20 protein-coding genes are annotated in these 26,180 nt (G+C 72.2%); 12 read left to right on the top strand and 8 right to left on the bottom strand.

What is annotated here, in order from left to right; all coding sequences use genetic code 11:
• The first annotated feature begins 108 nt into the window (after positions 1-108).
• Both glmU and glmS read left to right on the top strand, forming a co-directional pair.
• Positions 109-1,419 (top strand): bifunctional UDP-N-acetylglucosamine diphosphorylase/glucosamine-1-phosphate N-acetyltransferase GlmU, encoded by a 1,311-nt coding sequence (gene glmU / locus LHA35_RS14940; RefSeq protein ID WP_226609197.1) that lies wholly within the window; start codon positions 109-111, stop codon positions 1,417-1,419.
• Complete coding sequence (glmS, locus tag LHA35_RS14935) at positions 1,419-3,242, top strand: glutamine--fructose-6-phosphate transaminase (isomerizing) (RefSeq protein ID WP_226609194.1); 1,824 nt, start codon at positions 1,419-1,421, stop codon at positions 3,240-3,242. Before glmU ends, glmS begins: the two co-directional genes overlap by 1 nt.
• 31 nt (positions 3,243-3,273) lie before the next feature.
• Here glmS and LHA35_RS14930 read toward each other — a convergent pair whose 3' ends face one another.
• Complete coding sequence (locus LHA35_RS14930) at positions 3,274-6,657, bottom strand: transglutaminase family protein (protein ID WP_226609191.1); 3,384 nt, start codon at positions 6,655-6,657, stop codon at positions 3,274-3,276.
• Positions 6,658-6,955: 298 nt separating this feature from the next.
• Between LHA35_RS14930 and LHA35_RS14925 the strand changes: the two genes are divergently transcribed.
• The 5 genes from LHA35_RS14925 (at position 6,956) to LHA35_RS14905 (ending at position 13,007) form a co-directional block, all read left to right on the top strand.
• On the top strand, positions 6,956-8,221 hold the full coding sequence (locus tag LHA35_RS14925) for a hypothetical protein (protein ID WP_226609187.1): 1,266 nt from the start codon (positions 6,956-6,958) through the stop codon (positions 8,219-8,221).
• A gap of 166 nt (positions 8,222-8,387) precedes the next feature.
• The gene (locus LHA35_RS14920) at positions 8,388-9,125 is read left to right on the top strand and encodes a CoA transferase subunit A (RefSeq protein ID WP_226609185.1); all 738 of its coding nucleotides are present in this window, start codon (positions 8,388-8,390) and stop codon (positions 9,123-9,125) included.
• The gene (locus tag LHA35_RS14915) at positions 9,122-9,787 is read left to right on the top strand and encodes a 3-oxoacid CoA-transferase subunit B (protein ID WP_226609182.1); all 666 of its coding nucleotides are present in this window, start codon (positions 9,122-9,124) and stop codon (positions 9,785-9,787) included. The genes LHA35_RS14920 and LHA35_RS14915 overlap by 4 nt, the downstream gene beginning before the upstream one ends.
• An 84-nt stretch (positions 9,788-9,871) precedes the next feature.
• Complete coding sequence (locus LHA35_RS14910) at positions 9,872-10,477, top strand: 2-hydroxychromene-2-carboxylate isomerase (RefSeq protein ID WP_226609180.1); 606 nt, start codon at positions 9,872-9,874, stop codon at positions 10,475-10,477.
• A gap of 229 nt (positions 10,478-10,706) precedes the next feature.
• On the top strand, positions 10,707-13,007 hold the full coding sequence (locus LHA35_RS14905; protein ID WP_226609177.1) for a xanthine dehydrogenase family protein molybdopterin-binding subunit: 2,301 nt from the start codon (positions 10,707-10,709) through the stop codon (positions 13,005-13,007).
• Positions 13,008-13,096: 89 nt separating this feature from the next.
• On the opposite strand, the gene LHA35_RS14900 is transcribed toward LHA35_RS14905, so the two are convergent.
• From LHA35_RS14900 to LHA35_RS28885, 3 genes are all read right to left on the bottom strand, one after another.
• Positions 13,097-13,660, bottom strand: a complete 564-nt coding sequence (locus LHA35_RS14900; protein WP_226609173.1) for a carboxymuconolactone decarboxylase family protein — start codon at positions 13,658-13,660, stop codon at positions 13,097-13,099.
• A gap of 136 nt (positions 13,661-13,796) precedes the next feature.
• Positions 13,797-14,243, bottom strand: coding sequence for an RrF2 family transcriptional regulator (locus tag LHA35_RS14895; protein WP_226609170.1), 447 nt, complete (start codon positions 14,241-14,243; stop codon positions 13,797-13,799).
• Positions 14,244-14,397: 154 nt separating this feature from the next.
• Positions 14,398-14,982, bottom strand: coding sequence for a cold-shock protein (locus tag LHA35_RS28885; RefSeq protein ID WP_338050885.1), 585 nt, complete (start codon positions 14,980-14,982; stop codon positions 14,398-14,400).
• A 454-nt stretch (positions 14,983-15,436) separates the two neighbouring features.
• On the opposite strand from LHA35_RS28885, the gene LHA35_RS14880 reads away from it, so the two are divergent.
• The 5 genes from LHA35_RS14880 (at position 15,437) to LHA35_RS14860 (ending at position 19,812) form a co-directional block, all read left to right on the top strand.
• Entirely contained in the window at positions 15,437-16,141 is a 705-nt protein-coding gene (locus LHA35_RS14880; protein WP_226609167.1) for an ABC transporter permease, read from the top strand.
• On the top strand, positions 16,141-16,854 hold the full coding sequence (locus tag LHA35_RS14875; RefSeq protein ID WP_226609164.1) for an ATP-binding cassette domain-containing protein: 714 nt from the start codon (positions 16,141-16,143) through the stop codon (positions 16,852-16,854). Before LHA35_RS14880 ends, LHA35_RS14875 begins: the two co-directional genes overlap by 1 nt.
• Positions 16,855-17,011: 157 nt before the next feature.
• The gene (locus tag LHA35_RS14870; RefSeq protein WP_226609161.1) at positions 17,012-17,764 is read left to right on the top strand and encodes an SDR family oxidoreductase; all 753 of its coding nucleotides are present in this window, start codon (positions 17,012-17,014) and stop codon (positions 17,762-17,764) included.
• Positions 17,751-18,362 carry a pyridoxamine 5'-phosphate oxidase family protein gene (locus LHA35_RS14865; RefSeq protein ID WP_226609158.1) on the top strand — a complete coding sequence of 204 codons (612 nt, stop codon included), beginning with the start codon at positions 17,751-17,753 and terminating at the stop codon, positions 18,360-18,362. Before LHA35_RS14870 ends, LHA35_RS14865 begins: the two co-directional genes overlap by 14 nt.
• 154 nt (positions 18,363-18,516) lie before the next feature.
• Complete coding sequence (locus tag LHA35_RS14860) at positions 18,517-19,812, top strand: aspartate aminotransferase family protein (RefSeq protein WP_226609154.1); 1,296 nt, start codon at positions 18,517-18,519, stop codon at positions 19,810-19,812.
• A gap of 95 nt (positions 19,813-19,907) precedes the next feature.
• Here LHA35_RS14860 and LHA35_RS14855 read toward each other — a convergent pair whose 3' ends face one another.
• The 4 genes from LHA35_RS14855 to LHA35_RS14840 form a co-directional block, all read right to left on the bottom strand.
• On the bottom strand, positions 19,908-20,927 hold the full coding sequence (locus LHA35_RS14855; protein ID WP_226609152.1) for an NADP-dependent oxidoreductase: 1,020 nt from the start codon (positions 20,925-20,927) through the stop codon (positions 19,908-19,910).
• Positions 20,928-21,097: 170 nt separating this feature from the next.
• Complete coding sequence (gene ligA / locus LHA35_RS14850; RefSeq protein WP_226609149.1) at positions 21,098-23,266, bottom strand: NAD-dependent DNA ligase LigA; 2,169 nt, start codon at positions 23,264-23,266, stop codon at positions 21,098-21,100.
• 324 nt (positions 23,267-23,590) lie between these two features.
• Positions 23,591-25,270, bottom strand: coding sequence for a DNA repair protein RecN (gene recN / locus LHA35_RS14845; RefSeq protein ID WP_226609147.1), 1,680 nt, complete (start codon positions 25,268-25,270; stop codon positions 23,591-23,593).
• Positions 25,271-25,295: 25 nt separating this feature from the next.
• Positions 25,296-26,156 (bottom strand): outer membrane protein assembly factor BamD, encoded by an 861-nt coding sequence (locus tag LHA35_RS14840; RefSeq protein ID WP_226609144.1) that lies wholly within the window; start codon positions 26,154-26,156, stop codon positions 25,296-25,298.
• Between the last annotated feature and the right edge of the window lie 24 nt (positions 26,157-26,180).

The raw sequence follows: 26,180 nt of genomic DNA, 5'->3' as shown, positions 1-26,180 counted from the left end.
GGACGGCTTGGTGCTTGCGTCCACTGCGACAGGCCGGTCACAACCGGCAATCCTTGTTGATGCGGGTGCGCTTGCCTCTGTCCTCCGCGCCCGACTACCGGAGATGCCATGCCCACCGCTGCCATCATCCTTGCCGCCGGTCTCGGGACCCGCATGAAGAGCGCGCTGCCCAAGGCGCTGCACCCGGTTGCCGGCCGGCCGATGATCAACCACCTCCTCGGCGCCTGCGAGCAGGTCTTCGACCGGATCGTGGTGGTGGTGGGGCCCGGCATGCCGGCGCTGGAGAGAGCCGTGGCGCCACATGCGACGGTGGTGCAGGGGGAGCGGCTGGGGACCGGCCACGCCGCGCTGCAGGCCGCGCCGCTGCTGCGCGACTTTCCCGGCGATGTGGCGATCCTCTACGCCGACAATCCGCTGATCACGGTGCCCACCATCCGGCGGCTGGTCGCGCGGCGCACCGAGGCCGGCCTTGCCCTGCTGGCCATGCGCCCGGCCGATCCCGGGCGCTATGGCCGCGTGGTGCAGGACGCGGCCGGCCATGTGGCGCGCATCGTGGAATGGGCCGATGCCTCGGAGGCGGAGCGGGCGATCGGCCTGTGCAATGCCGGCGTGGTCTGCGCCCCCGCCGTCGACCTCTTCCGCTGGCTGGATGCGGTCGGCAACGACAATGCCAAGGGCGAGTACTACCTGACCGACATCGTCGGCCTTGCCGTCGCGGAGGGCCGGCGCGTCGCGGCGGAGGAGGCGGCGGAGGCCGAGCTTGCCGGCGCCAACAGCCGCGCCGAGCTGGCCCAGCTGGAGGCCGGGATGCAGGCCCGGCTGCGCGCCGCGGCGATGGCGGGCGGCGCGACGCTGACCGCGCCGGAGACCGTGTTCTTCTCCTGGGATACGCGGCTCGGCCAGGATGTCAGCATCGGCCCGAACGTGGTCTTCGGCCCGGGCGTCACGGTGGAGGACGGCGTGGAGATCCGCGCCTTCAGCCATCTGGAGGGCTGCGTGGTGCGCTCCGGCGCCGTGATCGGCCCCTTCGCCCGGCTGCGGCCGGGGACGGAGGTGGGACGCGAGGCGCATGTCGGCAACTTCGTCGAGCTGAAGGCGGCGACACTCGCCGAGGGCGCCAAGGCCAACCACCTGACCTATCTCGGCGATGTCACGGTGGGCGCGAAGGCGAATATCGGCGCCGGCACCATCACCTGCAACTATGACGGTGTGCACAAGCACCGGACCGAGATCGGCGCCGGCGCCTTCATCGGCAGCGACACCGCGCTGGTGGCGCCGGTGCGTGTCGGCGATCGCGCGCTGGTCGCGGCCGGCAGCGTGATCACGGAGGATGTGCCGGACGACGCGCTGGCGATCGCGCGCGGCCGGCAGGCGACGAAACCGGGACGCGGCTTCAAGGGCAAGAAGGGATCCCACTGATGTGCGGCATCGTCGGAGTTGTCGGGAAGGCCGAGGCGGCGCCGCTGCTGCTTGAGGCGCTGCGCCGGCTGGAATATCGCGGCTATGACAGCGCCGGCATCGCCACGCTGGTCAACGGCCATATCGAGCGCCGCCGCGCCGAGGGCAAGCTCGGCAATCTCGCCGGCGTGCTGGAGCGCGAGGCGCTGCCCGGCACCACCGGCATCGGCCATACCCGCTGGGCGACCCATGGCGCGCCGACCGAGCGCAACGCCCACCCGCACAGCACCCGCCGCGTCAGCGTGGTGCACAACGGCATCATCGAGAACCATGCCGAGCTGCGCGCCGAGCTGGAGGCCAAGGGCGCGGTCTTCGAGACCGAGACGGACACCGAGACCTTCGTCCGCCTGGTGGACGACTTCCTGGCCAATGGCCTCGATCCCCGGGCCGCCTTCGCCGCCGCGCTGAAGCGGGTGCACGGCGCCTTCGCGCTGGCCGCCATCTTCTCCGGCTATCCGAAGCTGCTGCTCTGCGCCCGGCAGGGCGCGCCGCTCGCCATCGGCTTCGGGGAGGGCGAGATGTTCGTCGGCTCCGACGCCCTGGCCCTGGCCCCGCTGACGCGCCGCATCGCCTATCTCGAGGAAGGCGACTGGGCGGTGGTGGACGGGGAGGGCGCGCAGTTCTTCGACGCACGGCATGAGCCGGTCGAGCGACAGGTGGTGCTCACCGCCGTCTCCGGTGCCGCGGTCGGCAAGGGCAACTACCGCCACTTCATGGAGAAGGAGCTGCACGAGCACCCCGCGGTGCTGGGCGACACGCTGCGGCAGTATCTCGACCCGAAGACGCTGGAGGTGCGGCTGCCGCGCCTGCCCTTCGACCCCGGGCGGGTGCCGCGGCTGACCATCTCCGCCTGCGGCAGCGCCTTCCTGGCCGGCGCGGTCGGCCGCTACTGGATCGAGGAGCTGGCCCGCCTGCCGGTGGATGCCGATGTGGCCAGCGAGCTTCGCTACCGCAACCCGCCGCTGCAGGAAGGCGGCGCGGCCATCCTGGTCAGCCAGTCCGGCGAGACGGCGGACACCATGGCGGCGCTCCGCCTGCTGCGGGAGGGCGGGCAGAAGGTCCTCTCGGTCGTCAACGTCCCCGAGAGCTCCATGGCGCGGGAGAGCGACGGCGCGGTGCTGACGGTCGCGGGGCCCGAGATTGGCGTTGCCTCCACCAAGGCCTTCACCGCCCAGCTCGCGGTCATGGCCTGCCTGGCCATCGGCTTCGGCCGGGCGCGGCGGGAGCTGACCACGCTGGATGAGGGCCGCCTGACCCAGGCGCTGCTGGAAGTGCCGAGCCACGCCGCGGAGATCCTGGAAAAGGACGCGCAGATCCGCGAGCTGGCCGCCGAGGTGGCGAAGGCGCGGGACGTGCTCTTCCTCGGCCGCGGCAGCCTGACGCCGATCGCCTTCGAGGGGGCGCTCAAGCTGAAGGAGATCAGCTACATCCATGCCGAGGGCTATGCCGCCGGCGAGATGAAGCACGGGCCGATCGCGCTGATCGACAGCAATGTCCCGGTCATCGCCCTCTGCCCCTCCGGGCCGCTCTTCGAGAAGACGGCGAGTAACCTGCAGGAGGCGGCGGCGCGAGGCGGGCGCATCATGGCTTTCACCGATGCCGATGGCGTCGGCCCACTGAGCCGCTTCGCGGAGCGGGTGATCGAGCTGCCGAAGGCCAGTGCCTTCGCCGCCCCCATCCTCTACGCCATCCCGGTGCAACTGCTGGCCTACCACGTCGCGGTGCTGAAAGGCACCGATGTGGACCAGCCGCGGAACCTGGCGAAGAGCGTCACCGTCGAGTAGGCGTCCGGGGAGGGCAGGGCCCTCCCCGGCATCACCCCGCGCGGCGCAGGTCGAGCGAGCGCGGCGCCTCCTTGGCCGGGATCGCCTTCGGTGCCGGCATCGGCCCCGGCGTGTGGCCGAAGGGCTGGAAGCGCGTCCTGCGCCGCGCCTCGGCCTCGTTGGCGTTCACCGGCAGCGTCTCGTAATTGCGCCCGCCCGGATGCGCCACATGGTGCGTCAGCCCGCCGAGGCTGCGCCCGGTCCAGCGGTCATAGATGTCGAAGACCAGCGGCGACTGCGCCCGGATGGTCGGGTGCAGGGCGGAGGACGGGTCCCAGGCCTTGAAGCGCACGCCGCCGACATACTCGCCCTCGGTCTCGGTGCGGGTCAGCGGCACCTCATGCCCGTTGCAGGCCAGGGTGTAGCGCTCCTCCACCCAGCCGCGGAGGCGGGCCTGCAGGCGCTCCGTGCTGCTGTCCACGTAGCGGACGGTGCCGCCGCCGCCCGGCTCCTCGCCCAGCACATGCCAGGGCTCCAGCGCGTGCCGCAGTTCCAGCGTCGCGCCGCGCAGCGTCACTTCCCCGATGCGGGGGAAGCGGAACTCCAGGTGTGACGCGAACCAGTCCTTCTCCAGCGGGAAGCCGAGATCGGCCAGCTCGCGGAGGACATCGCCGAAATCCTGCTCGACGTAATGCGGCAGCATGAACTCGTCATGCAGACGCGTACCCCAGCGGATCAGGCGCCGGTCATAGGGCGTGCGCCAGAAGGCGGCGATGGCGCTCCGCATCAGCAGCATCTGCGCCGCCGACATCCGGGCATGCGGCGGCATCTCCAGCGCCCGGTACTCGACCAGGCCGAGCCGCCCGCTGCTGCTGTCCGGCGAGTACATCTTGTCGATGCAGAACTCGGTCCGGTGGGTATTGCCGGTCATGTCCGCGAGGATGTTGCGGAACAGCCGGTCGGTCATCCAGGGCGGCGTCTCGACGCCCGGCCTGACCTTGCTGAAGGCGATCTCCAGGTCGGCCAGCGCGTCCTGCCGCGCCTCGTCCACCCGCGGGTGCTGGCTGGTCGGGCCGATGAAGAGGCCGCAGAAAAGGTAGGAGAGGCTCGGGTGGTTGTGCCAGAAGCCGACCAGGCTCTTCAGCAAATCGGGCCGGCGCAGGAAGGGGCTGTCGGCGGCCGTCGCGCCGCCCATGACCACGTGGTTGCCGCCGCCGGTGCCGACATGCCGGCCATCCAGCATGAATTTCTCGGCCGAGAGCCCGACCTGCCGCGCCTCCTCATAGAGTTGCCCGGTCCGCTCCACCATCTCCGGCCAGGAGGAGGCGGGGTGGATGTTCACCTCGATCACGCCCGGGTCGGGGGTGACGGAGAAATGCAGCATCCGGTCGTCACGCGGCGGCAGGTAGCCTTCCAGCACAACCTTGCGGCCGGTCTCCTCGGCGGTCGCCTCGATGGCGGCGGCGAGGTCGAGCCAGTCCTCCGCCTGATGGAGCGGCGGGAAGAAGACATGGATGAGACCGTCCCGGGCCTCGACCGTCATCGCCGTGCGCACCACGCCGGGGTCGGAACGGCCGACCACCGGCAGGTCCTGCGGCACGGGGCGGAAATTCTCGGCGCCCATGGCCGGGCCGTGGCCGGCGCCGAAACCGCCGCCGCGCGGGTCCTGCGAGACCATGCGATAGCCGTCGGAGGGGCCGCTCTCCGCGGACCGGCCGCGCTCGAAGGCCTGGCGCGGCGGCAGGGGCCCGGTCGGGGCGAAGGGATCGGCCTCGGCCTCGAAGATCCGCGCCGCGTCCTCCTCCGACATCCAGGGCAGGCTCTCCAGCGGCAGGCGGAAGCCGATCGGGCTGTCGCCCGGAATCAGGAACAGGTGCTCCCCGCGGAAGAACCAGCGGCCGGACTGCCAGCGCCGCTGCCCGTCCTGGATCACGCGGCGGATCGGCAGGACGGAGCCGACCGGGGCGGCGAGGCCCTGGCCGAAGACCCGGGCGAGCCGCGCCCGCTCCAGCGGGTCGCGCAGCCTGGCGTCCTCGACGGCGACATTCGGCGGCAGGCGCTTCTCCCGCCACAGGTAGTAATGGATGTCCTCATGGGCCGCCGTGACCAGGCCAGGGTCCACCTGCAGCCGCTCCGCCAGGAGGCGGGCGAAGCGGGCGGCATCCTCCGCGGTCGCGGTGTCCGTGTCCTCGTCCGAGGCGAGCAGGGCGGGGTCCTTCCAGACCGGCTCGCCGTCCTTCCGCCAATGCGAATAGAGCGCCCAGCGCGGCAACTGCTCGCCCGGATAGTGCTTCCCCATGGCGTATTGCAGCGCGGCGCCCGGCGACCAGAGCGGCGCGAGGCGGCGCAGCAGCCGGCCGGCATAGCGGCGCTTGGTCGGGCCCAGCGCCGCCGTGTTCCATTCCGGCGCGTCCATGTCGTCGGCGGCGATGAAGGTCGGCTCGCCGCCCATGGTCAGGCGCACATCGCCCTGGGCCAGCGCCCGGTCCACCGCCTGGCCGCGCGCCAGGATGTCCTGCCACTGCGCCTCGGTATAGGGCTTCGTCACGCGCGGCGTCTCCCTCACCCGCGTCACCGCCATGGCGAAGCCGAATTCGGCCTCCGCCTTCTCGACCAGGCCGGTGATGGGTGCGGCCGAGACCGGCTCCGGCGTCGCGGCCAGCGGGATATGGCCCTCCCCGGCCATGAGGCCGGAGGTGGCATCGAGCCCGACCCAGCCGGCGCCGGGCAGGTAGACCTCGGCCCAGGCATGGAGATCGGTGAAGTCGGTGGTCGGGCCCTCCGGCCCCTCCAGCGGCTTCACATCGGCGACGAGCTGGATCAGGTAGCCGGAGACGAAGCGGGCGGCGTAGCCGAGATGGCGCAGCACCTGCACCAGCAGCCAGGCGCTGTCGCGGCAGGAGCCGCGACCCTGGCCCAGCGTCTCCTCCGGGGACCAGACGCCCGGCTCCATGCGCACGACATAGGAGATGCGCTCCTGCACCGTCCTGTTGAGCGCGACCAGCATGTCCACGGTGCGCTGCCCGTGGCGCGGGATCGCCGCCAGGAAGTCCCGCAGCAGCGGGCCGGGCTCCTCCAGCTTGCGGAAGGGTGCCAGCTCCTGGTCCAGGATGTGGTCGTACTGGAAGGGCCAGGTCTCCGCCTCGGGCTCCAGGAAGAAGTCGAAGGGGTTGATCGTCGCCATGTCGGCGACGAGGTCCACCTCGACCTCGAAGGACGTCACGCGCTCGGGGAAGACCACGCGGGCCAGGTGGTTGCCCTGCGGGTCCTGCATCCAGTTCAGGAAATGCGGCCTGGGCGAGATCTTCAGGGCGTAGGAGAGGATGGGTGTGCGGGCATGCGGTGCCGGGCGCAACCGGATGGTCTGCGGGCCGAGCGCGACGGCGCGGTCATAGCGGTAGCTGGTGCGGTGGTTCAGCGCGACATGGAGCGGCATGGTCGGGGGCGCCTGCGGAAGAGTCGGGGCGGTTTACAGCAAAACCGGCGCCAGCCGCGGCATGATGATCCCGGGACAGAGGGTTGCACGCCGCGGCCGTCTGCTGCCCAATGCACGGGCAATTGCCTCATCCGGGATGCACCAGCGCCCGGCTGTGACATCCCGGGGAGGCGCCTTGCCGGCCGCAGCCCCTTTCACCCTCACGCCCACCGCCCGCCGGCCGCCTTGCGACAAGGGGGACATCGGGCGGGATGGCGCGATCCGCGCACCGTGGCCGGGTGCGACGGCGGAGCCCTGCATGACATCCATGTCCGTCACCCCGGCAGCCCGGCGATCCGCCCACCGGCTGTCGGCGCCTTCCATCATCCTGCCCATCGCCATCCTCCTCATTCTGCTGCGCATGCCGGAGATCCTGACGGCAGGGCGGTTCTGGGCGGAGGAGGGCAAGATCTACTTCCACGACGCGCTGCTGGGCAGCTGGTTCGATGCGCTGCTGGCGCCGCGGATGGGCTACTTCTCCGCCTGGAACAAGCTGGCGGCCCTGGCCGCGGCGGCCGTGCCGCTCGAATACGCGCCGCTCGTGACGGCTTACGCCGCGCTCGCCGTCCAACTCGCCGTATTGTGGCTCGCCCTGCGTTCGGATGCCTTCCCGCAGCCCTTCGGTCCGGCGCTGGCGGCGGCGGTGATCCTGTTCGCCCAGCCGAGCGGGGAGATCTGGCTCAACACCATCAACAGCCAGTTCTTCCTCGCGCTCGGGGCCGCGCTGCTGCTCGTGACCTCGCCGGCCGCGCTGTCGCCCTCCCTGCGGCTCGGCTTCCTCGCCCTCGCCGGCACCACCGGGCCGGTCACGGCCTTCCTCGCGCCCCTGTTCCTCTGGCGGGCGATGCGCGACCCGCGGCGGCTCTTCCTGGCGGAGGCGGCCCTGGTCAGCCTCTGCGCGCTGGTCCAGGCCTGGCTGGTGCTCGACGGGCTGGGCGGCGGCGCAAGGCCGGCAGGCTTCGACCCCTGGGCCTTGCTGGCCACGATCGGGATCAAGCAGCTCGCCCTGCCATTCCTCGGCCCCTGGTCCTTCGGCGCGGCGACCCGGCTGGTGGCCGGCGGCGGCGCCGAGCAGGTCGCGGTGGTCGCCACCATGGGCCTTCTCGGCATCGCCGTCATCCTCGCGCTGCTGGCCCATCCGGTCGCCCGCCTGCTCGGCATCGCCGCGGCCGGCACCGCGGTCCTCTCGATCGCCGGCGCGCTGACCTCCGATCCCTGGACCACCGTCCCGCCGCTGGCGCATGGCCGCTACGGCTACCTGCCGAATGCGCTGATCGGCCTGGGCCTGGTGACGGTGGTGCTGGCGCGGGGCGTCGCGCCGTGGCGCCGGGCGGCCGGCGGCGTGCTGCTCGCCGCCTTCCTGGTGCATGGCATCCAGGCCTGGCCGAACCGCGCCTGGATCCAGAGCGGCCCGGACTGGCGCGTCGAACTCGCCCGCTGGCGGGCCGATGCGAGCCGGGAGGCGCTGGAGATCTGGCCGCCCGGCTGGACGATGACGCTGCCGCGCAGTCCCGAGACGCGCTGAACCCTCCGCATCCCGCCGGCCAGGCCATCGGAGCGGCAGCCTGCCCCGGATCTGCCGTCCGTCGGCGGTGCCCGGTCCGGGCGGGGGCGTGCCGCGCATGGCTGGACGGCCCGCCCCAACCGCGCCACCCTGCCCGCAACGAGGGCAGGGGGGAACGAGGCGGGCCATGCCGAGATCCAAGACGGTCGAGAGCTTCGCCGCGGCGGTGGCCGATATCCCGGACGGCGCCGTCATCGCCTTCGGCGGCTTCGCCGGGCCGGGCACGCCCTACAACCTGACCCGGGCGCTGCTGGACCAGGGGGCGAGGCGGCTGACCTGCATCGCCAACACCACGGGTGGGGCGCACCAGCCGCGGCTGCCGGATGTCGGCATGCTGGTCGAGAACGGGCAGGTGGCGAAGGTGATCTGCAGCTTCACCGCTGCCACGCGCCCGACCGATGTGCTGCCCTTCACGAAATACCATGAGGCCGGGGAGGTCGAGGCCGAACTGGTCCCGCAGGGCACGCTGGCCGAGCGGCTGCGCGCCGCCGGCGCCGGCATCCCGGCATTCTACACCCCGACCGCGGTCGGGACCGAACTGGCGGAGGGGCGCGAGACGCGCGTCATCAACGGCCGGGAATACCTGCTGGAATACGCGCTGCCCTGCGATATCGCCTTCATCCGCGCCTGGCGGGCGGATGCCGCGGGCAACCTGCAATTCCGCCTGTCCCAGCGAAATTTCTGTCCATTGATGGGCATGGCGGCGAAGCTGACCATTGTCGAGGTGGAGGAGGAGATCCTGCCCGCCGGCGCGCTCGACCCGGACCACATCCACCTTCCCGGCATCTTCGTGCAGCGCATGGTGCAGGTGCCGCCACCGCCCGAGGGCCTCTGGACCATCCGCCGGCAGGAGCGCGCGCGATGAGCGGCGAGGGGACCGGCCAGCCGGGTCAGGCCGCCGGCTGGGACCGCCAGCAGATGGCGGATCGGCTCGCCCGGGAATTCCAGGACGGCTGGATCGTCAATCTCGGCGTCGGCATCCCGACGCTCTGCAGCAACACCGATCTCGGCGACCGCGCGGTGATCTACCACGCGGAGAACGGCGTCATCGGCTACGGCCCTGTGCTGCCGCCGGGGCAGGAGGATCTGCACCTCGTCAATGCCGGCGGGCAGAATGTCTCGCTGAAGCCGGGCGCCGCCATCGTCCACCATGCCGACAGCTTCGGCATCATCCGCAGCGGCCGGATCGACGTGACTGTGATGGGCGCCTATGAGGTTTCCGCGGATGGCGACTTCGCCAATTGGAAGGTGGGCGGAGCGAAGGGCGGCGGCATCGGCGGCGCCATGGATCTCGCGGCCTGCGCGCAGCGGGTCTTCATCATCCTGGAGCATGTGACGCGGAAGGGCGAGCCGCGGCTGGTGCGCCAGTGCAGCCTGCCGGTGACGGCGCGCGGGGTGGTGACGCTGGTCGCCACCAATTACGGCCTCTTCGCGCCAAGCGGCGAGGGCTTCGCGGTGCGCGAACTGGCGCCCGGGATCAGCCTGGAGGCCGCGCGGGCGGCGACCGGCGCGCCGCTCTTCGGGTGATGCAGCCGCGTTGCGGGACGGCGCGGCTGCTGCGGTCCCGGGAAAGGCGCTGGCCTTCGCCCGGACGCCTTTGGGAGGAAACGGATGGCCCTGCATATTGACTACTACGCCTCGCTGAACTCGCCCTGGACGCATCTGGGCGCGGCGCGGATCGAGGCGCTGGCGGCGCAGCACGGCGCGTCCCTGCGCATCTGGCCGGTGGATTTCGGCACCATCTTCGCCGGCTCCGGCGGCCTGCCGCTGCCGAAGCGCAGCCCGCAGCGCCAGGCCTACCGGTTGCAGGAACTGGCGCGCTGGCGGGAGCATCTGGGCATCCCGATCCAGATCCGGCCGAAGCACTTCCCGGCCAATGAGCTGCCGGGCGCCTGCGCGGTGATCGCGGCGCGGGAGACGATCGGTGACGCCCCGGCGATCCGGCTGGCCCATCGCATCCTGAAGGCGCTGTGGGAGGAGGAGCAGGATACCGGCGAGGAGGCGGTGCTGACCCGGCTGGTGACGGAGTCGGGGCTCGATCCGGCCTCGCTGCTGCCGCTCTCGCGCGAGCCGCGCTGGGCGGAGATGCGGGAGAGCGACACCCAGGCGGCGCTGGCCCGCGGCGTCTTCGGCGCGCCGAGCTATGTCATCGGCGAGGACATCTTCTGGGGACAGGACCGGCTGGAATTCGTGGCGAAGCGGCTGGCGAAGGGCTAGGGCGCCACTCGGAACCGAGGCGCCGCGTGCCCGGTCCGCGGGTGGCGCACCTCCCGCGGCCGCGGCGACGGCGTCGCACCGGGACCGGCCAAGGGGCCGCATGGCGGCGGGCGCCCGACGGCCCCCCTCTGCCGCGCGGCCTCCCCCTGCTACACTTGCCCGGACGACGACAGGAGCGAGCGATGGCGCAAGGCGAGCCGGCACCGGACCCCAGCCAGGGCCGCCGGCCGTGATCGGGGAGAGCCGCCGCCGCATCGAGGATGCCCGCTTCCTCACCGGCCAGGGCCGCTATGTCGCGGACCTGATCCCGGCAGGCGCGCTGCATGCCCATGCGCTGCGATCCCCGTATGCGCATGCCCGCATCCTCTCGGTCGATGTGGCGGCCGCGGCTGCCATGCCGGGCGTCGCACTGGTGCTGACCGGCGCCGACCTCGCGGCGGAGGGAATCGGGCCGCTGCCCTGCCCGGCAGTGGTGCAGACCATCGGTCCGCTCGTCATCCCGGACCGCCCCGCGCTGGCCCGCGAGACGGTGAAGCATGTGGGGGAGCCGGTCGCCTTCGTCGTCGCGGAAACAGCGGCGCAGGCGCGCGACGCGGCCGAGGCGATCCTGGTGGAGTACGACCCGCTGCCTGCCGTGGTGGACAGCCGCGCCGCCTTCGCCCCCGGCGCGCCGCGGATCTGGCCGGAGGCGCCGGGCAACCGCGCCTTCCGCTTCGAGCGCGGCGACCGCGCCGCGACCGAGGCCGCCTTCGCCGCTGCCGCGCGGGTGATCGAGCTCGACCTGGTCAACAACCGCGTGCATGCCGCGCCGATCGAGCCGCGCGGCGCCGTCGCCGCCTGGGACGGGACGCGGCTCGACCTGCTGCTCTCCGGCATGGGCGTGCATGGGCTGCGGCGGCAGCTCTCGACCGTCTTCGGCCTGCCGGAGGAGGCCTTCCACCTGCATTGCCCCGATGTCGGCGGCGGCTTCGGGATGAAGAACTTCCTCTTCCCCGAGCATGTCGCGCTGCTCTCCGCCGCCCGCCGGCTCGGCTGCCCCGTCGCCTGGATCGCCGACCATACGGAGGAATTCCAGGGCGCCGTGCATGGCCGCGACTACCAGGGCATCGCGCGCCTCGCACTGGATGACCAGGGCCGCTTCCTTGCCCTGCATGCCCGGATGGCGGCGGATATGGGCGCCTATTGCTCGGCGCATGGGCCCGCCTGTCCGACCAACTCGGTCTCGACCGCCATCGGCGGCGTCTATGCCATCCCCGCCATCCTGCTGGAGGTGGAGGGCGCCTTCACCAACTCCACGCCCGTCGATGCCTATCGCGGCGCCGGCAAGCCGGAGGCGAATTACCTGACGGAGCGGCTGGTGGAGGCCGCCGCCCGCGCCACCGGGCTCGACCCGATCGAGATCCGCCGGCGCAATGCCATCGCCAGCTTCCCCTACCGCAGCGCCACGGGCATGCTGATGGATACCGGGCGCTTCCGCGACAACCTCGCGGATCTGGAGCGGCTGCTGGACCGCGAGGGCTTCGCCGCCCGCCGCGCCGGGAGCGAGGCGCGCGGGATGCTGCGGGGCCTTGGGCTCGCCTGCTTCCTCGAGACCTCGCGCGGTGCGCCGCAGGAATGGGCGGCGGTGCGCTTCGCGCCGGACGGGATGGTGGATCTCTGCATCGGCACCCAGTCCAACGGCCAGGGGCTGGAGACCAGCTTCACCCAGATCGCCTCCGCCTGGCTGGGGCTGGAGGAATCGCGCTTCCGCCTCGTCCAGGCCGATACCGACCGGATCGCCTTCGGCAATGGCCATGGCGGGGCGCGCTCGCTGCATGTCGGGGCGACCGCGCTGGTCCTGGCGATGGAGAAGGTGATCGACAAGGCGCGGCACATCGCCGCCCACCTCCTGCAGGTGGCCCCCGAATCCATCGAATTCGCCGAGGGCTGCTTCACCGTGACCGCGACCGGCGCGGCGCTGACGCTGGACGCGCTGATCGAGGCCTCGCGCGACCCGCAGGACCTGCCGGAGGGGATGGAACCCGGCCTGGATGCCGAGGCGAAGAACCTCTCGGACCTCATCACCTTCCCCTCCGGCGCGCATGCCGCCGAGGTGGAGGTGGACCCCGAGACCGGCGCCGTGACCCTCCTGCGCTACCTCGCCGTCGATGACTACGGCTCCCTCATCAACCCCATGCTGACGGCCGGGCAGGTGCAGGGCGGGCTGGCGCAGGGCATCGGGCAGGCGCTGCTGGAGCGGATCGCCTACGACCCCGCCTCGGGCCAGCTCCTCTCCGCCTCCTTCATGGACTATGCCCTGCCGCGGGCCGAGGACCTGCCCGACCTCGCCGTGTATTTCGGCGAGGCGCGGACGCAGTCCAACCCGCTCGGCGTGAAGGGCGTCGGCCAGGCCGGTGCCATCGGCGCCCCGCAGACAGTGATGCATGCCCTGCTGGATGCGCTGCGGCCGCTCGGCGTGACGCATCTCGACATGCCGGCGACGCCGGAGAGCGTGTGGCGGGCGATCCGGGCCGCCCGGGCGGCGGCGTGAGGTCCCGGCGCGAGGCGGCGGATCTGGCCCGGACCTGAAGGCCCGGGCGCCGGTCGCGCCCGGCGGTACATGCCCGTCCGCGACGGCTCCTATCCCACCGCCAGACCCTCGGCCGCGGCCTGCGCCTCCGTCTCCTCCTCGATCTGCAGCGCGTCGTTGAATCGGTTGAAGAAGCCACAGAGGGTGATGCGCAGCGTCAGCTCGACGATCTGCGCCTCGGAGAAGGCCTCCCGCAGCTGGCGGAACAGCGCCTCGGGGATGCGGTTCGGCGTCTCCCAGGCGGCGATGGCGTATTGCACGACGAGCTTGTCGGTCGCGCCCAGCTCGGGATGGTCCTGCCACTGCATGATCCGGTCGATGCCGGCCGGGGAGATGCCCTCCACCGCCAGGAAGGGCTTGTGGTGCGCGACGCAGTAGTGGCAGGCATTGAGGTTGGAGACGACGACGATGGCGATCTCCAGGGCGCGCTTCGGCAGCGTCTTCGCCTCGCGCAGCTCCATCAGCAGCGGGAACAGGTGCCTGAGCGCCGCCGGCACATGGGCGAAGACCGCGACCTGGTTGCGGAAGGGGCCGTAGCTGGCGGCGAAGCGCTCGTAGATCTCCGCGAGCTCCGGCGGCAGCTCGCTGCTCTCGATGTTGCGGACACGGGCCATGATGCTCTCCCCCGATGGGTTCGGGGGCGCAGCTTACGCGGTTGCGGGCCGGGGCGAAGGATGCGGAGACGACCGGATCGATTCCGGTCCTGACGGGGCCGGCATGCGGCCGGGAGGGCCGATCGCCGGCCCGCCCTCAGATCACGAAATTCAGCGGCTCCACCGTGGGCCGCTTCACGCCCGCCGCCGCCGCCCGCTTGATCAGGTCGGCGATGGTCAGCCGCGAAAGGTGGTCCCGGCACAGCCCTTCCAGCTCGGCCCAGAGCGGCTGCACCACCGCCGCCTGCAGCCGCCCGGCCGGGGTCTCCGCGCCGGCCTCCTCATCGAGCGCGGTCGCCACGATCTCGGCCAGCCGCAGGTCGCGCGGCGGCCGGCCGAGCCGGTAGCCGCCCTTCGGGCCGCGGATGCTGTCCAGCAGCCCGGCGCGGGAGAGGGCCTGCAGCACCGGCTCGATCCCCCGGCGCGCCTGGCCCAGCCGCTCCGCGATGTCGGCGGCGCTCACCGCCTCGGTGCGGCCGGCATGGAAGGCAACATCCAGCATGATCGCCACCGCGGTCATCGCCCGTTCCCGGCGCAGCAGCATGCGTTCCTCTCCCGGGGGGCGGCTCACCGCGGGGCGCGGTTGCCCGCGGGCGCGGCTGGGCCCCGACCATGATCGGTCAGATGGACCTGAAAGCTGGATACGAAGAGGGGCGGCGCCAAGGCGCCGCCCCCGGTTTCACTACCGTCCGCCCTGCTCAGGCGCGGGTCAGGGTCGAGGCCTCCGGCCCCTTCTTGCCCTGGACGACCTGCATGACCACCGCCTGGCCCTCGGTCAGCGGCGAGAGGCCGCTGCGCTCGAGCGCGGTCGCGTGCACGAAGACATCGCGCCCGCCGCCCTCCGGGGAGACGAAGCCGAAGCCCTTCTCTGCGCTGTACCACTTGACGGTACCGCGCATCTCCTCGGCCGGGCCGGAGGGGGCGAAGCCACCGCCGCCGCCGCGCGGCCGGTCACCGAAGCCGCCGCTGCGCGGGGGGCGGTCGCCGAAGCCGCCGCGGGGGGCGCCGCCGCCCGGGCCGCCCGGCTCGCCGGGGCTGGTGATCTCCACCACCTCGGTCACCTGCTGGCCCTTCTGGCCGGGGCCGACGCGCACGCGCATGCCGGCACCCGGGTTCACCGCCTCCTGGCCGGAGCGCTGCAGCACCGAGATGTGGAGGAAGGCGTCGCCCGAGCCATTGCCCAGCTCGACGAAGCCGAAGCCCTTCTCCGGGTTGAACCACTTGACCGTGGCTTCGATCTCGGGGCCCGTCGCGAAGACCGAGGGGCCGCGGGAGGCGGGCATGCTGCTCGGCATCGGGAAGGGGGGCGGGGCTCCCCAGCCGCCGCCGCCGAATTCAGGCGTATCATCGTCGAACCCGCGCTTGCGGGGCTTCCGGGGGCGCCAGCTATCGTTTTTGGCCATCTCTCGAACTCTTCGGTGCTCCTTTGGCCACGCCCCGTTCCCGGAACCCGGCCCGCCTCGGACTTGCCCAAGGGGAAGCCCGGGGCACTTGCCAAGGCTCTAGCATAAGGCTTCCGGACGCGCGCGCCAGCCCGCGCTGCAATTCCGATGAGTACCGTGAATTTTCGTGAACGGTCCCGTACCGGACCAGGCAGGGGGCCGGCGCGGCTGCCGGGTTCCACGAAGAGGCGGGCAGAATCCGGCAGAAATTGGCGATGGCTGCCATGGCGCGCCGCCAAGGCCGCATTGACCCGGCCGGGCCCGCCCCGCACATCGGGGCGCCACGAGGAATGCCGTGAACGATCTGGGGACCGCCTTCGCCACCGCGCTCGATCTCGTCGCGGCCGGCGACCCGGCCCTGCTGCGGATCACCGGCCTGTCGCTCCGCGTCAGCCTGCTCGCCACCGCCTGCGCCGCCCTCATCGGCCTGCCGCTCGGCGCGCTGCTGACCGTGGCGCGCTTTCCGGGGAGGCAGGCCCTCATCACCCTGCTGAACGCGCTGATGGGCCTCCCGCCGGTGGTGGCGGGGCTGCTGATCTACCTGCTGCTCTCGCGCAGCGGGCCGCTTGGCGCGCTCGGCCTGCTTTTCACCCCCACCGCCATGGTCATCGCCCAGACCGTGCTGATCACGCCCATCCTGGCCGCCCTGTCCCGCCAGGTGCTGGAGGGGCTCTGGGACGAGTATGCCGAGCAGCTCCGCTCCTTCGGCGCCGGGCCCTGGCGGGCGGTGCCGACGCTGCTCCGGGATGGCCGCTTCGCCCTGTTGACCGTGCTGCTGGCCGGCTTCGGCCGGGCCAGCGCGGAGGTCGGCGCGGTAATGGTGGTCGGCGGCAATATCGAGGGCTTCACCCGGGTGATGACCACCGCCATCGCGCTGGAGACCAGCAAGGGCGACCTGCCGCTGGCGCTGGCGCTTGGCACCATCCTGATGGCGATCGTGCTGACGGTGAATGTCGCGGCGCAGGGGCTGCGCGGCCTGGCGGCGCGGATGGGCGGGTGATGCGGGCGCCAATGGCCGCCCTGCCGCTGCGGGCCGAGGGGCTGTGCTTCGGCGCCGGCGGCGTCGGGATCCTGCATGACCTCTCCCTCGCCATCGAGGCCGGGCCGCCGCTGCTGATCATCGGGCCGAACGGCGCGGGCAAATCCGTGCTGCTGCGGCTGCTGCACGGGCTGCTGTGCCCGACCGCCGGGCGCATCGCCTGGGAGGGCGCGGGGATGCGGCGCGACGCCATGGTCTTCCAGCGGCCCGTCATGCTGCGGCGCTCGGCACTCGCCAATGTCGAGTACCCCCTGGCGCTCGCCGGCCTGCCGCGCGCGGCGCGGCGGGCACGGGCCGCGGCGGCGCTGGCCGAGGCCGGGCTGGCGGCGCTGGCCGGGCGGCCGGCCCGGCGGCTCTCGGGCGGGGAGCAGCAACGCCTGGCCCTGGCCCGCGCCGCGGCGCTGCGGCCGGAAGTGCTGTTCCTGGACGAGCCCTGCGCCAGCCTCGACCCCGCCGCGACCCGGGCGGTGGAGGTGGCGATCACCGGCCTGGCCGCGCGCGGCTGCAAGATCGTGATGACGACGCATGACCTGGCCCAGGCCCGGCGGCTGGCGGGGGAGGTGGGCTTCCTGCATCGCGGCCGGTTGCTGGAGCATGCGCCGGCGGAGGCCTTCTTCGCCGGGCCGCGCGCGCCGGAGGCGGCCGCCTTCCTACGGGGCGAATTGCTGGCCTGAGGGCTGCCGCCCCACAGGCCGGTGCGGCGCGGCCCGGCGGCCCTTCGCGGCCCGGTTCGCCGGCCACCGGGCCATCTGCAAAGGCGGCAGCCCCCGCACCCATCTGGCCGGCAGGCCCTACGGCCGCGCATGATGGGCACGGATCACGGGGGACGTCATGCGGCTGAAGGACAAGGTCGTCGTCATCACCGGGGCTGGGGCGGGCATCGGCCGCGCCACCGCCCTGCTTGCAGCGGGGGAGGGCGCGACGGTCGCCTGCCTGGACCGTGACGGCGCGGCGGCCGAGGCTGTGGCCGCCCAGCTCGCCCGGCCGGGCATGGCGATCGCCGCCGATGTGGGGGCGGAGGCGGAGGTCGCCGCCGCCATGCGCGCCGTCGCCGACCGCTTCGGGCGCATCGACGTGCTCTGCAGCAATGCCGGCTTCGGCATCCAGGGCGCGGTGACGGAGACCAGCGAGGAGGACTGGGACGCGATCTTCCGGGTGAATGTGAAGGGCGTGTTCTTCTGCGCCAAGCATGCCATCCCGATCATGGCGGCGAAGGGAGGCGGCGTGATCGTCAACACCGCCTCCAACATCGCCATCGTCGGCATCCGGGACCGCGCCGCCTATGTGGCGACCAAGGGGGCGGTGGATGCGCTGACGCGGGCCATGGCGATCGACCACGCGGCGCAGGGCATCCGGGTGAACGCCGTGGCGCCGGGGCCGACCGCAAGTTCCTATTTCGACAGCATGCTGGCGCGCGCCAACGACCCGGAGGCCTTCTCCGCGGCGCTCGCCGCCCGCTCCCCCATGAACCGGGTGGCGCAGCCGGAGGAGATCGCCCGGGCGATCGTCTTCCTGGCTTCCGAGGACAGTTCCTTCATGCTGGGTGCAACGCTGGTGGTGGATGGTGGCCATGCGATCTGGTGACGACCCCTCCCGCCTGTTCCACGCCGGCAACCGCGCGCTGCAGGACCGGCATGACGGCCGCCGCGTGGCCGACAGGCTGGAGGCACGCCGGCGTGTCTCCGCCTTCGAGCCGCAGCATGTCGCGCTGATCGGGGCAGCGCCCTTCTTCTTCCTGGCGACCGCCGCGGGGGGCGCCGTCGATTGCAGCTTCAAGGGTGGCCCGCCCGGCTTCGTCCGCGTGACCGGCCCAGCCGAGCTGGAATGGCCGGATTACGACGGCAACTCGATGTACCTCTCGCTCGGGAACATCCTGGAAAGCCCCTCCATCGGCATGCTGTTCATCGCCTTCGACGGGAAGTCCCTGCGGCTGCGGCTGCGCGGGCAGGCCAGCCTGGTCGAGGACCCGGCGCGCATCGCCGCCATCCCCGGAGCGCGGCGGCTGGTGCGCGTGGCGGTCACCGACATCTTTCCCAACTGCCCGCGCTACATCCCGGATCTGGCGGGCGGCGCCCCCTCCGCCTACCTGCCGCGGCCGGACGGCAGTTCCCAGGCCCCGGAATGGAAGGGGCGGGACTATATCCGGGACATCCTGCCGAAAGACGACCCGCATCGGCCATGACGTCCGCCGATCCTCCGCTGCAGAGGCTGGCGGTCCCCTCCGAACACCACTCCGCTGCCGGTCTCCGTGGTCGCGCAAGGTCACGCCTTCGGTCGTTCACGGCCTCCCGCGATCTGCGCTAGCCTCGCCCGGACACAGCGACGGGGGCGGGGCCATGGACGGGATGACTCACAGCGCGGAGGAGCAGGCGCTGGTGAAGGCCGCGCATCGCGTGCTGCCGGCGGGGCATTTCGGCAACTTCGCCTCCGACCTCATCATCCGGGAAGGGCGCGGCGGCCGGGTCTGGGATGTCTCCGGCAACGAGTATGTGGACTACCTCCTCGGCTCCGGCCCCATGTTCGTCGGCCATGCGCATCCGGAGGTGACGGAGGCTGTGCTCGCCCAGGTGCCGCGCGGCACCACCTTCTTCGCCAATAACGAGCACGGCATCCGCCTGGCCGAGGAGATCGTGGCGGCGCTGCCCTGCGCCGAGCAGGTGCGCTTCGTCAGCAGCGGGACCGAGGCGGACATGTATGCGCTGCGCGTCGCGCGCGCCTTCCGCGGGCGCGACCGCATCCTGAAATTCGAGGGCGGCTACCACGGCATGTCCGACTGGGGGCTGATGAGCCTGTCACCCAGGCGCCTGGCGAATTTCCCCACCGCCGTGCCGGATTCCGCCGGCATCCCGAAGAGCGCGCGGGAGGAGGTGCTGGTCGCCCCCTTCAACGATCTCGACGCGGCGCGGGCGCTGATCGAGGCGCACCACGACGAGCTGGGCGGCGTGATCCTGGAGCCCTTCCAGCGCCTGATCCCGCCGGCCCCCGGCTTCCTCCGGGGCATCCGCGAGATCACCGCGCAATACGGCATCCCGCTGATCTTCGACGAAGTCGTCACCGGCTTCCGCTTTGCCTATGGGGGCGCACAAAGCTATTACGGGGTCACCCCCGACCTCTGCACGCTCGGAAAGATCATCGGCGGCGGCTTCCCGCTGGCGGCGATCGCCGGGCGGGCCGACATCATGGCGCATTTCGACCGCGGCATCGTCGGCGATGACGGCTTCCTCATGCAGGTGGGGACGCTGTCCGGCAATCCCGTGGCCTCCGTCGCCGGCCTCGCCACCCTGGCGGTCCTGAAGCGACCCGGCACCTATGAGCAGGTCTTCGCCACCGGCCGCGCCCTGATGCAGGGGATCGAGGCGATGCTGAAGCGGGCCGGGCTGCCGGCGCAGGTGGTGGGGGAGCCGCCGCTCTTCGACGTGGTCTTCACCGCGGAGGAGGTGCGGAACTACCGCGACGTGCTGCGCGCCGACCCGGCCCTGCAGAAGCATTTCAACACCCGGCTCCGTGCCGCCGGCATCCTGAAGGGGGAGAGCAAGTACTACATCTCGCTCGCCCATACCGCCGAGGACATAGAGCAGACGCTGCAGGCCTTCGCCGGCGCCATCGCGGCGCTGCCCGGGAAGGCGGGGTAGGGAAGGCCGTCGGCAACATCGGAAAGAGGTGGCCGGACCAGGCCCGGCCGTGACGAGCCGGGGGCGGAGGGTACCGCCTCCGCCCCCAGGTGCCCTCAATCGATCTTCACCACCAGCTTGCCGAAATTCTCACCCTTCAGCAGGCCGATGAAGGCCTGCGGCGCGTTGCGCAGCCCCTCCACCACATCCTCCCGCCAGCGCATCTTCCCTTCGGCCATCCAGCCCAGCATGTCCTTGCGGAATTGCGGGTAGCGCGCCCAGCCATGGTCGCTGACGATGAAGCCCTGGATGCGCAGCCGCTTGCGCACCGCCGCGCCCAGGTTCGGGCCGGGCGGGCCGCCGAAGCTGTCCGCTCCCTCGACCACGTTGTATTGCGCGATGACGCCGCACATCACCATGCGGGCGAAGTCGCGCAGGCGGGGGAAGACCGCCGCCTGCACCGGGCCGCCGACATTCTCCCAATAGACGTCGATCCCCTCCGGGCAGTGCCGGTCGAGCTGCGCGTTGAGGTCGCCGCGATGGTCGATGCAGGCATCGAAGCCCAGCTCCTCCGTCACGAACTGGCACTTCTTCGGCCCGCCGGCGATGCCGATGACCTTGCAGCCCCGGATCTTCGCGATCTGCCCGACGACCTGGCCGACCGCGCCGGAGGCGGCCGAGACCACCACCGTCTCACCGGCCTTGGGCTGGCCGATATCCTCGAGCCCGACCCAGGCGGTCAGGCCGGGCATGCCGAGCACGCCGAGATTGGCCGAGAGCGGCGCCTCCTGCGGATCGACCTTGATCAGCCCCGCCGGCTTCACGCAGGAGAAGCGCTGCCAGCCATAGCCGCCCGCGACCGTATCGCCCGGCGCGAAGCCCGGCGCCCTGGAGGCGACGACGACGCCCGCCGTGCGACCCTCCATGACCGCGCCCAGATCCACGGGCTTGGCATAGCTCTTCGCCTCGGCCATCCGGCCGCGCATGTAGGGGTCGAGCGACAGGTACTGCGCGCGGACCAGCACCTCTCCCTCCTGCGGCTCCGGCACCGGGGTCTCGACGATCTCGAAATCCTCGGGCACGGGTGCGCCCTTGGGGCGGCGGCGCAGCAGCACCTGCAGATTGGTCTCGGCCATGGCGTCCTCCTTTGTGGTGCCGGCACCATCGCCCCGCCGGCGGCGCGGGGGAAGGGGGCGCCTTGCGCCCCGCGGGGAGGGGACCCACTCCCCCAGGGGGACGGGGCCTGCGGCCGATGGCCTTCAGGACTGAAGGCAGCCCGCGATATGGCATTGATTGCAGGGGAGATTCACGCGCCCGGGCGTTCACTTCCGTCCGCGATCCGCTCCAAGGGCAGCCCCGCCATCTCCCGCCATTCGGCCTCGGTCAGCGTCCGCAGGCCGAGTTCGGCGGCCTTCGCCGCCTTGCTGCCGGCATCCGCCCCGACCACGACGAAGTCCGTCTTCTTCGACACGCTCTTGGTCACCTTGGCGCCGAGCGATTCGGCCCGCGCCTCGGCCTCCGGCCGGGTCATGGTCTCCAGCGTGCCGGTGAAGACCAGGGTCTTGCCGGCGAAGGGCGAGTCCGCGGCGGCGCTGAAATCGGCCGGCGCCGGCGTGACCTGGGTGGCGAGATCGTCCAGCGCCGCCAGGTTGCGCGGCTCCTCGAAGAAATCCACCAGCTCCTGCGCGATGGCCGGGCCGATGCCCTGGATGGAACCCAGCTCCTCCCGCGCCTCGGAGCCGATGATGCGGGCGGCCAGCATCCTCTCCCGCCACTCCGGCAGGGAGTGGTAGTGGCGGGCCAGCAGCTTGGCATTGGCCTCGCCGATCCGGCGGATGCCGAGGGCGAAGATGAAGCGCTCGAAGGGCGGGGTGCGGCGCGCCTCGATGGCGGCGAGCAGGTTGGGGACCTTCTTCGCCTCCTCCGGCTTCTTGGACTTGGCGCCCCAGCCCTCCCATTGCCGCATGCGGTCGGCATGCTGCGCGAGGCGGAAGATATCGGCGGGGCTGCGCACCAGCCCCTCGTCGTAGAGCTTCTGGATGTTCTCCTCGCCCAGGCCCTCGATATCCATCGCATTGCGGGCGACGAAATGCTTGAGGCGCTCCACCGTCTGGGCCGGGCAGATCAGGCCGCCGGTGCAGCGCCGCACCACTTCGCCGGCGGGGCGTACGGCATGGCTGCCGCAGGCGGGGCAGAACTCGGGGAAGGCGAAGGGCTGGCTGTCCGCCGGGCGCCTGTCGAGCACCACGGAGACGATCTGCGGGATGACGTCGCCGGCGCGCTGCAGCACCACCGTGTCGCCCGGGCGGACATCCTTGCGGGCGATCTCGTCCTCATTGTGCAGGGTCGCGTGCTGGACGATGACGCCGCCGACATTCACCGGCTCCATCACCGCCCGCGGCGTCAGCGCGCCGGTGCGGCCAACCTGGATCTCGATGCGCAGCAGCCGTGTCGTGGCCTGCTCGGCTGGGAATTTCCAGGCGATGGCCCAGCGCGGCGCGCGGCCGACGAAGCCGAGGCGGGCCTGCCAGTCCAGCCGGTCCAGCTTGTAGACCACGCCGTCGATGTCATAGGCGAGGCTCGCCCGCTGCTCGCCGATCCGCGCCTGGAAGGCGGCGGCGGCATTCTCGTCCTCCAGCAGTTCCGAGAGCGGGTTCACCGCGAAGCCCCAGGCGCGGAGCTGCGCCAGCCAGTCCCAATGGCGGTCCACCGGCACGCTGCTGGCCGCGCCCATGGCATAGGCAAAGAGCTTGAGCGGGCGCTGCGCCGTGATCCTCGGGTCGAGCTGGCGCAGGCTGCCGGCCGCGGCATTGCGCGGATTGGCGAAGACCCGCAGGCCCTTCTCGCCGGCCTCGATACGGCGCGCCTGCTCGGCATTGAAGGCGAGGAAGGCGGGCTTCTCCATGAAGACCTCGCCGCGGATCTCGATCCGCTCGGGTGCCTTGCCCGCGAGCCGCAGCGGCAGGTCTTTGAGCGTCCTGAGATTGGCGGTGACGTCCTCGCCCTCCGCCCCGTCCCCGCGCGTGGCGCCGCGGAGGAAGCGGCCATTCTCATAGACCAGGTTCACCGAGAGCCCGTCGATCTTCGGCTCGCCCACGAAGCGCAGGACATCATCCTTGAGGCCGAGGAACCGCCGGATGCGGGCGCAGAACTCCGAGAAGTCCTCCGGCGCGAAGGCGTTGTCGAGGCTGAGCATCGGCACGCCATGGCGGAATTTCGAGAAGCCCTCGGCGGCCTGGGCGCCGACGCGGCTCGAGGGGCTGTCATCCCGAATCAGTTCCGGGAAGCGGCCCTCGATGGCGCGGTTGCGGCGGACCAGCGCGTCATAGTCCGCATCGCTGATCTCCGGCGCGTCCCGCTCGTGATAGGCGCGGTCGTGATGCGCGATCTCGGCGGCCAGGGCGGCCAGTTCGGCCGCCGCCTCCTCCTCAGTCAGCGCCTCGGGCGGGCGGGTGCGCAGGCCGGACTCGGTCATGCGCGGCCGCCCGCTGAAGACGCGCCGGCGCCATGCCGCACCGTGCCGGGCCTCATCCGCAGGACTTGCATCGCAATCATTGGCGTCGCTCCATCGGGGGCGGGACCCTGCATGTGATCATGACGTTATGCGGAACAATGCCCGGCAGGCCGCGGCGGAAGACGCCGTCCTGGCGCCGGGCGCAGGCCCGCGGCGGATCTGGCCCGATGCCATCCGCGCATCCTGGCCGCAAGCGGGGGCAGGGGGCTGGATCGGGCGCAGAGGCCGGGGCGGTGCTGTCATGGCGAAGGGAGGCGTGCCAGGCGGGCCTGCTGCGGCCGCCGGCTACAGCAGCGTCCCCTCCAACAGGCTGTCCGCCGCCGCCCGGGCCGCATCCGTCACCCGCTCGCCGGCCAGCATGCGGGCAATCTCCTCCCGCCGCTCGCGCTTGTCCAGCGGCTCGACCATCGTCGCCGCGCGCTCCCCCTTCACCCGCTTGGCCACGCGAAGCTGCTGCGCGCCGCGCGCCGCGACCTGCGGGCTGTGGGTGACGACCAGCACCTGCAGCCGCTCCGCCACGCGGGCCAGGCGGTCCCCCACGGCAGCGGCGGTGGCGCCGCCGATGCCGGCATCCACCTCGTCGAAGATCAGCGTCGGCACCGGCGAGCCGCGGGCGAGCACCACCTTCAGCGCCAGCATCAGGCGGGACAGCTCGCCGCCCGAGGCGATCTTCTGCAGGTGCCCCGGCGTCTGGCCCGGATTCGTGGAGACGAGGAAGGTGACGCGGTCCATGCCATCCGCCGACCAGCCATTTTCCTCGCGCTGCGCGACCTCAACGAAGAAGCGGGCGCGGTCGAGCTTGAGCGGCGGCAGTTCCTTGGCCAGCGCCGTCTCCAGCCGCTTGGCGGCGGCGCTGCGCGCATCGGTCAGCGCGCGGCCGGCGGTGAGATAGGCATCGCGCGCCTCGGTCGCGGCCTTCTCCAGCCCGGCCACCCGCTCGGTCCCGGCATCCAGCGCGCCCAGGCGCTCCTTGAGCTGGGTCAGCAGCGCCGGCAATTCCACCACCGCCACGCCATGCTTGCGGGCGGCGGCGCGCAGGCCGAAGAGCCGGTCCTCCAGCTGCTCCAGCCGGCGCGGGTCGGGGCCGCCCTCATTCAGCATCCGCTCCAGCAGCGTCTCGGCCTCGGCGACCGAATCCTGCGCCTGTGCGAGCAGCGCCAGGATCGGCTGCGCCTCCTCGTTCGGGGGCGGCAGCCGCTCCAGCGCCCGGGCGGCGCTGCGCAGCGCATCCGCCGGGCCGCCCCGGCGCCGGTCGCGCGGCTGCAATTCGCCGAGCGCGGAGGCGATGCTCTCGTTCCGCCGCTCGCCCTGCTGCAGGCGCTGGCGTTCCTTCGAAAGCTCCTCCTCCTCGCCCTCCACGGGGGCGAGGTCGGAGAGTTCCTGCACTGCATGCCGCAGGAATTCCTCATCCCGCTGCGCGGCGGCGATCGCCTCCCGCGCCGTGGCGAGCGCCCGCTCCGCCTCCCGCCAGCTGCGCCAGGCCGCGGCGACGGCGTTGCGCCGGCCTTCCAGCCCGCCGAAGGCGTCCAGCAGCCCGGCATGGGTCGCGGGGTCCGCCAGGCCCACCTGGTCGTGCTGCCCCTGCACCTCGACCAGCGTCGCCGCCAGCCGCCTGAGCAGCCCCACCGCGACCGGCTGGTCGTTGACGAAGGCACGGCCGCGGCCATCCGCCTGCACCACGCGGCGGAGCACCAGCACCTCCTCCGGCTCCATCCCCTGCTCGGCGAGGATGGCAAGCGCGGGATGGCCCTCGGGCGGGGCGAAGGCGGCGGCGACCGAGCATTGCGTCTGGCCGGCGCGCACCATCCCCGCCTCGGCACGGGCGCCGCAGGCGAGGCCGAGGCTGTCCAGCAGGATGGATTTGCCCGCGCCGGTCTCGCCGGTCAGCACCGTCAGGCCGGGGCCGAAAGCGAGGTCCAGCCGCTCGATCAGGACGACGTCGCGGATCGCGAGGGAGATCAGCATGCCGGGCGCGCGGTCCGCCCTGCCCTCAAAAAACCCAGTTCCAGGCCCGGCGGACCAAGCCCGGCCGGTCCTCCGGCGCCCGCTCCGCGCCCGCCACCAGCAGCGCGTAGCTGTCCTGGTACCAGGGGCTGCCCGGGAAGTTGTGCCCGAGCACCGAAGCGGACTTCCGCGCCTCCTCCGTCAGGCCGAGCGTCAGGTAGATCTCGGTCAGGCGGTGCAGGGCCTCCGGCACGTGGTTGGTGGTCTGGTACTCCTCCACCACCCGGCGGAAGCGGCCGATCGCCGCGGCGTAGAGCCGCTGGCGCTGGTAGAAGCGGCCGACATTCATCTCCTTGCCCGCGAGATGGTCACGGCCGAGATCGATCTTGAGGCGTGCGTCGCGGGCATAGGCGGTGTCGGGGAAGCGGTTCACCACGTCCTGCAACGCTGCCAGGGCCTGTTCCGTGGTGCGCTGGTCGCGCTGCGCATCGGCGATCTGCTCGTAATAGGACAGGGCGCGCAGATAGAAGGCATAGGCGATGTCGCGATGCGCCGGGTGCAGCTGGATGAAGCGGTCCAGCGCGCCGATGGCCTCGGTGTAGCGGTTGCGCTGATACTCGGCATAGGCCGACATCAGCTTCGCATTGGTCGCCCAGGTGGAATAGGGGTGTTCGCGCTCGATCTGGTCGAAATAATCCACCGCGGCAGGGAAGCGGCGGGCCTGCAGCGCCTCCACGCCGGCGGCATAGAGCCCTTCCGGCGTCTGGTCCACGGTGGCGTTGACGACGCGCCGCTCGGCGTCGAGCGAGCTCTGCTTGCCATCCCAATTGCCGAACCAGGAGCAGCCCGGCAGGGCGGCCAGGCCGAGACAGAGGACGAGCAGGGGGGGAACGCGTCGAATCATCATGGCCCGGTCGCTGGATCTGGCCGG

It is taken from the genome of Roseicella aerolata (assembly GCF_020523605.1).
Classification (GTDB): domain Bacteria; phylum Pseudomonadota; class Alphaproteobacteria; order Acetobacterales; family Acetobacteraceae; genus Paracraurococcus; species Paracraurococcus aerolatus.
This window is presented reverse-complemented; position numbering and strand designations above follow the sequence as displayed.

What these genes read in the sequence shown, in the direction of transcription:
- glmU (WP_226609197.1), top strand. Translation starts at nt 109, where the DNA reads ATGCCCACCGCTGCCATCATCCTTGCCGCCGGTCTCGGGACCCGCATG.
- glmS (WP_226609194.1), top strand. Translation starts at nt 1,419, where the DNA reads ATGTGCGGCATCGTCGGAGTTGTCGGGAAGGCCGAGGCGGCGCCGCTG.
- LHA35_RS14930 (WP_226609191.1), bottom strand. Translation starts at nt 6,657, where the DNA reads ATGCCGCTCCATGTCGCGCTGAACCACCGCACCAGCTACCGCTATGAC.
- LHA35_RS14925 (WP_226609187.1), top strand. Translation starts at nt 6,956, where the DNA reads ATGACATCCATGTCCGTCACCCCGGCAGCCCGGCGATCCGCCCACCGG.
- LHA35_RS14920 (WP_226609185.1), top strand. Translation starts at nt 8,388, where the DNA reads ATGCCGAGATCCAAGACGGTCGAGAGCTTCGCCGCGGCGGTGGCCGAT.
- LHA35_RS14915 (WP_226609182.1), top strand. Translation starts at nt 9,122, where the DNA reads ATGAGCGGCGAGGGGACCGGCCAGCCGGGTCAGGCCGCCGGCTGGGAC.
- LHA35_RS14910 (WP_226609180.1), top strand. Translation starts at nt 9,872, where the DNA reads ATGGCCCTGCATATTGACTACTACGCCTCGCTGAACTCGCCCTGGACG.
- LHA35_RS14900 (WP_226609173.1), bottom strand. Translation starts at nt 13,660, where the DNA reads ATGGCCCGTGTCCGCAACATCGAGAGCAGCGAGCTGCCGCCGGAGCTC.
- LHA35_RS14895 (WP_226609170.1), bottom strand. Translation starts at nt 14,243, where the DNA reads ATGCTGCTGCGCCGGGAACGGGCGATGACCGCGGTGGCGATCATGCTG.
- LHA35_RS28885 (WP_338050885.1), bottom strand. Translation starts at nt 14,982, where the DNA reads ATGCCCGCCTCCCGCGGCCCCTCGGTCTTCGCGACGGGCCCCGAGATC.
- LHA35_RS14875 (WP_226609164.1), top strand. Translation starts at nt 16,141, where the DNA reads ATGCGGGCGCCAATGGCCGCCCTGCCGCTGCGGGCCGAGGGGCTGTGC.
- LHA35_RS14870 (WP_226609161.1), top strand. Translation starts at nt 17,012, where the DNA reads ATGCGGCTGAAGGACAAGGTCGTCGTCATCACCGGGGCTGGGGCGGGC.
- LHA35_RS14865 (WP_226609158.1), top strand. Translation starts at nt 17,751, where the DNA reads ATGCGATCTGGTGACGACCCCTCCCGCCTGTTCCACGCCGGCAACCGC.
- LHA35_RS14860 (WP_226609154.1), top strand. Translation starts at nt 18,517, where the DNA reads ATGGACGGGATGACTCACAGCGCGGAGGAGCAGGCGCTGGTGAAGGCC.
- LHA35_RS14855 (WP_226609152.1), bottom strand. Translation starts at nt 20,927, where the DNA reads ATGGCCGAGACCAATCTGCAGGTGCTGCTGCGCCGCCGCCCCAAGGGC.
- ligA (WP_226609149.1), bottom strand. Translation starts at nt 23,266, where the DNA reads ATGACCGAGTCCGGCCTGCGCACCCGCCCGCCCGAGGCGCTGACTGAG.
- recN (WP_226609147.1), bottom strand. Translation starts at nt 25,270, where the DNA reads ATGCTGATCTCCCTCGCGATCCGCGACGTCGTCCTGATCGAGCGGCTG.
- LHA35_RS14840 (WP_226609144.1), bottom strand. Translation starts at nt 26,156, where the DNA reads ATGATGATTCGACGCGTTCCCCCCCTGCTCGTCCTCTGTCTCGGCCTG.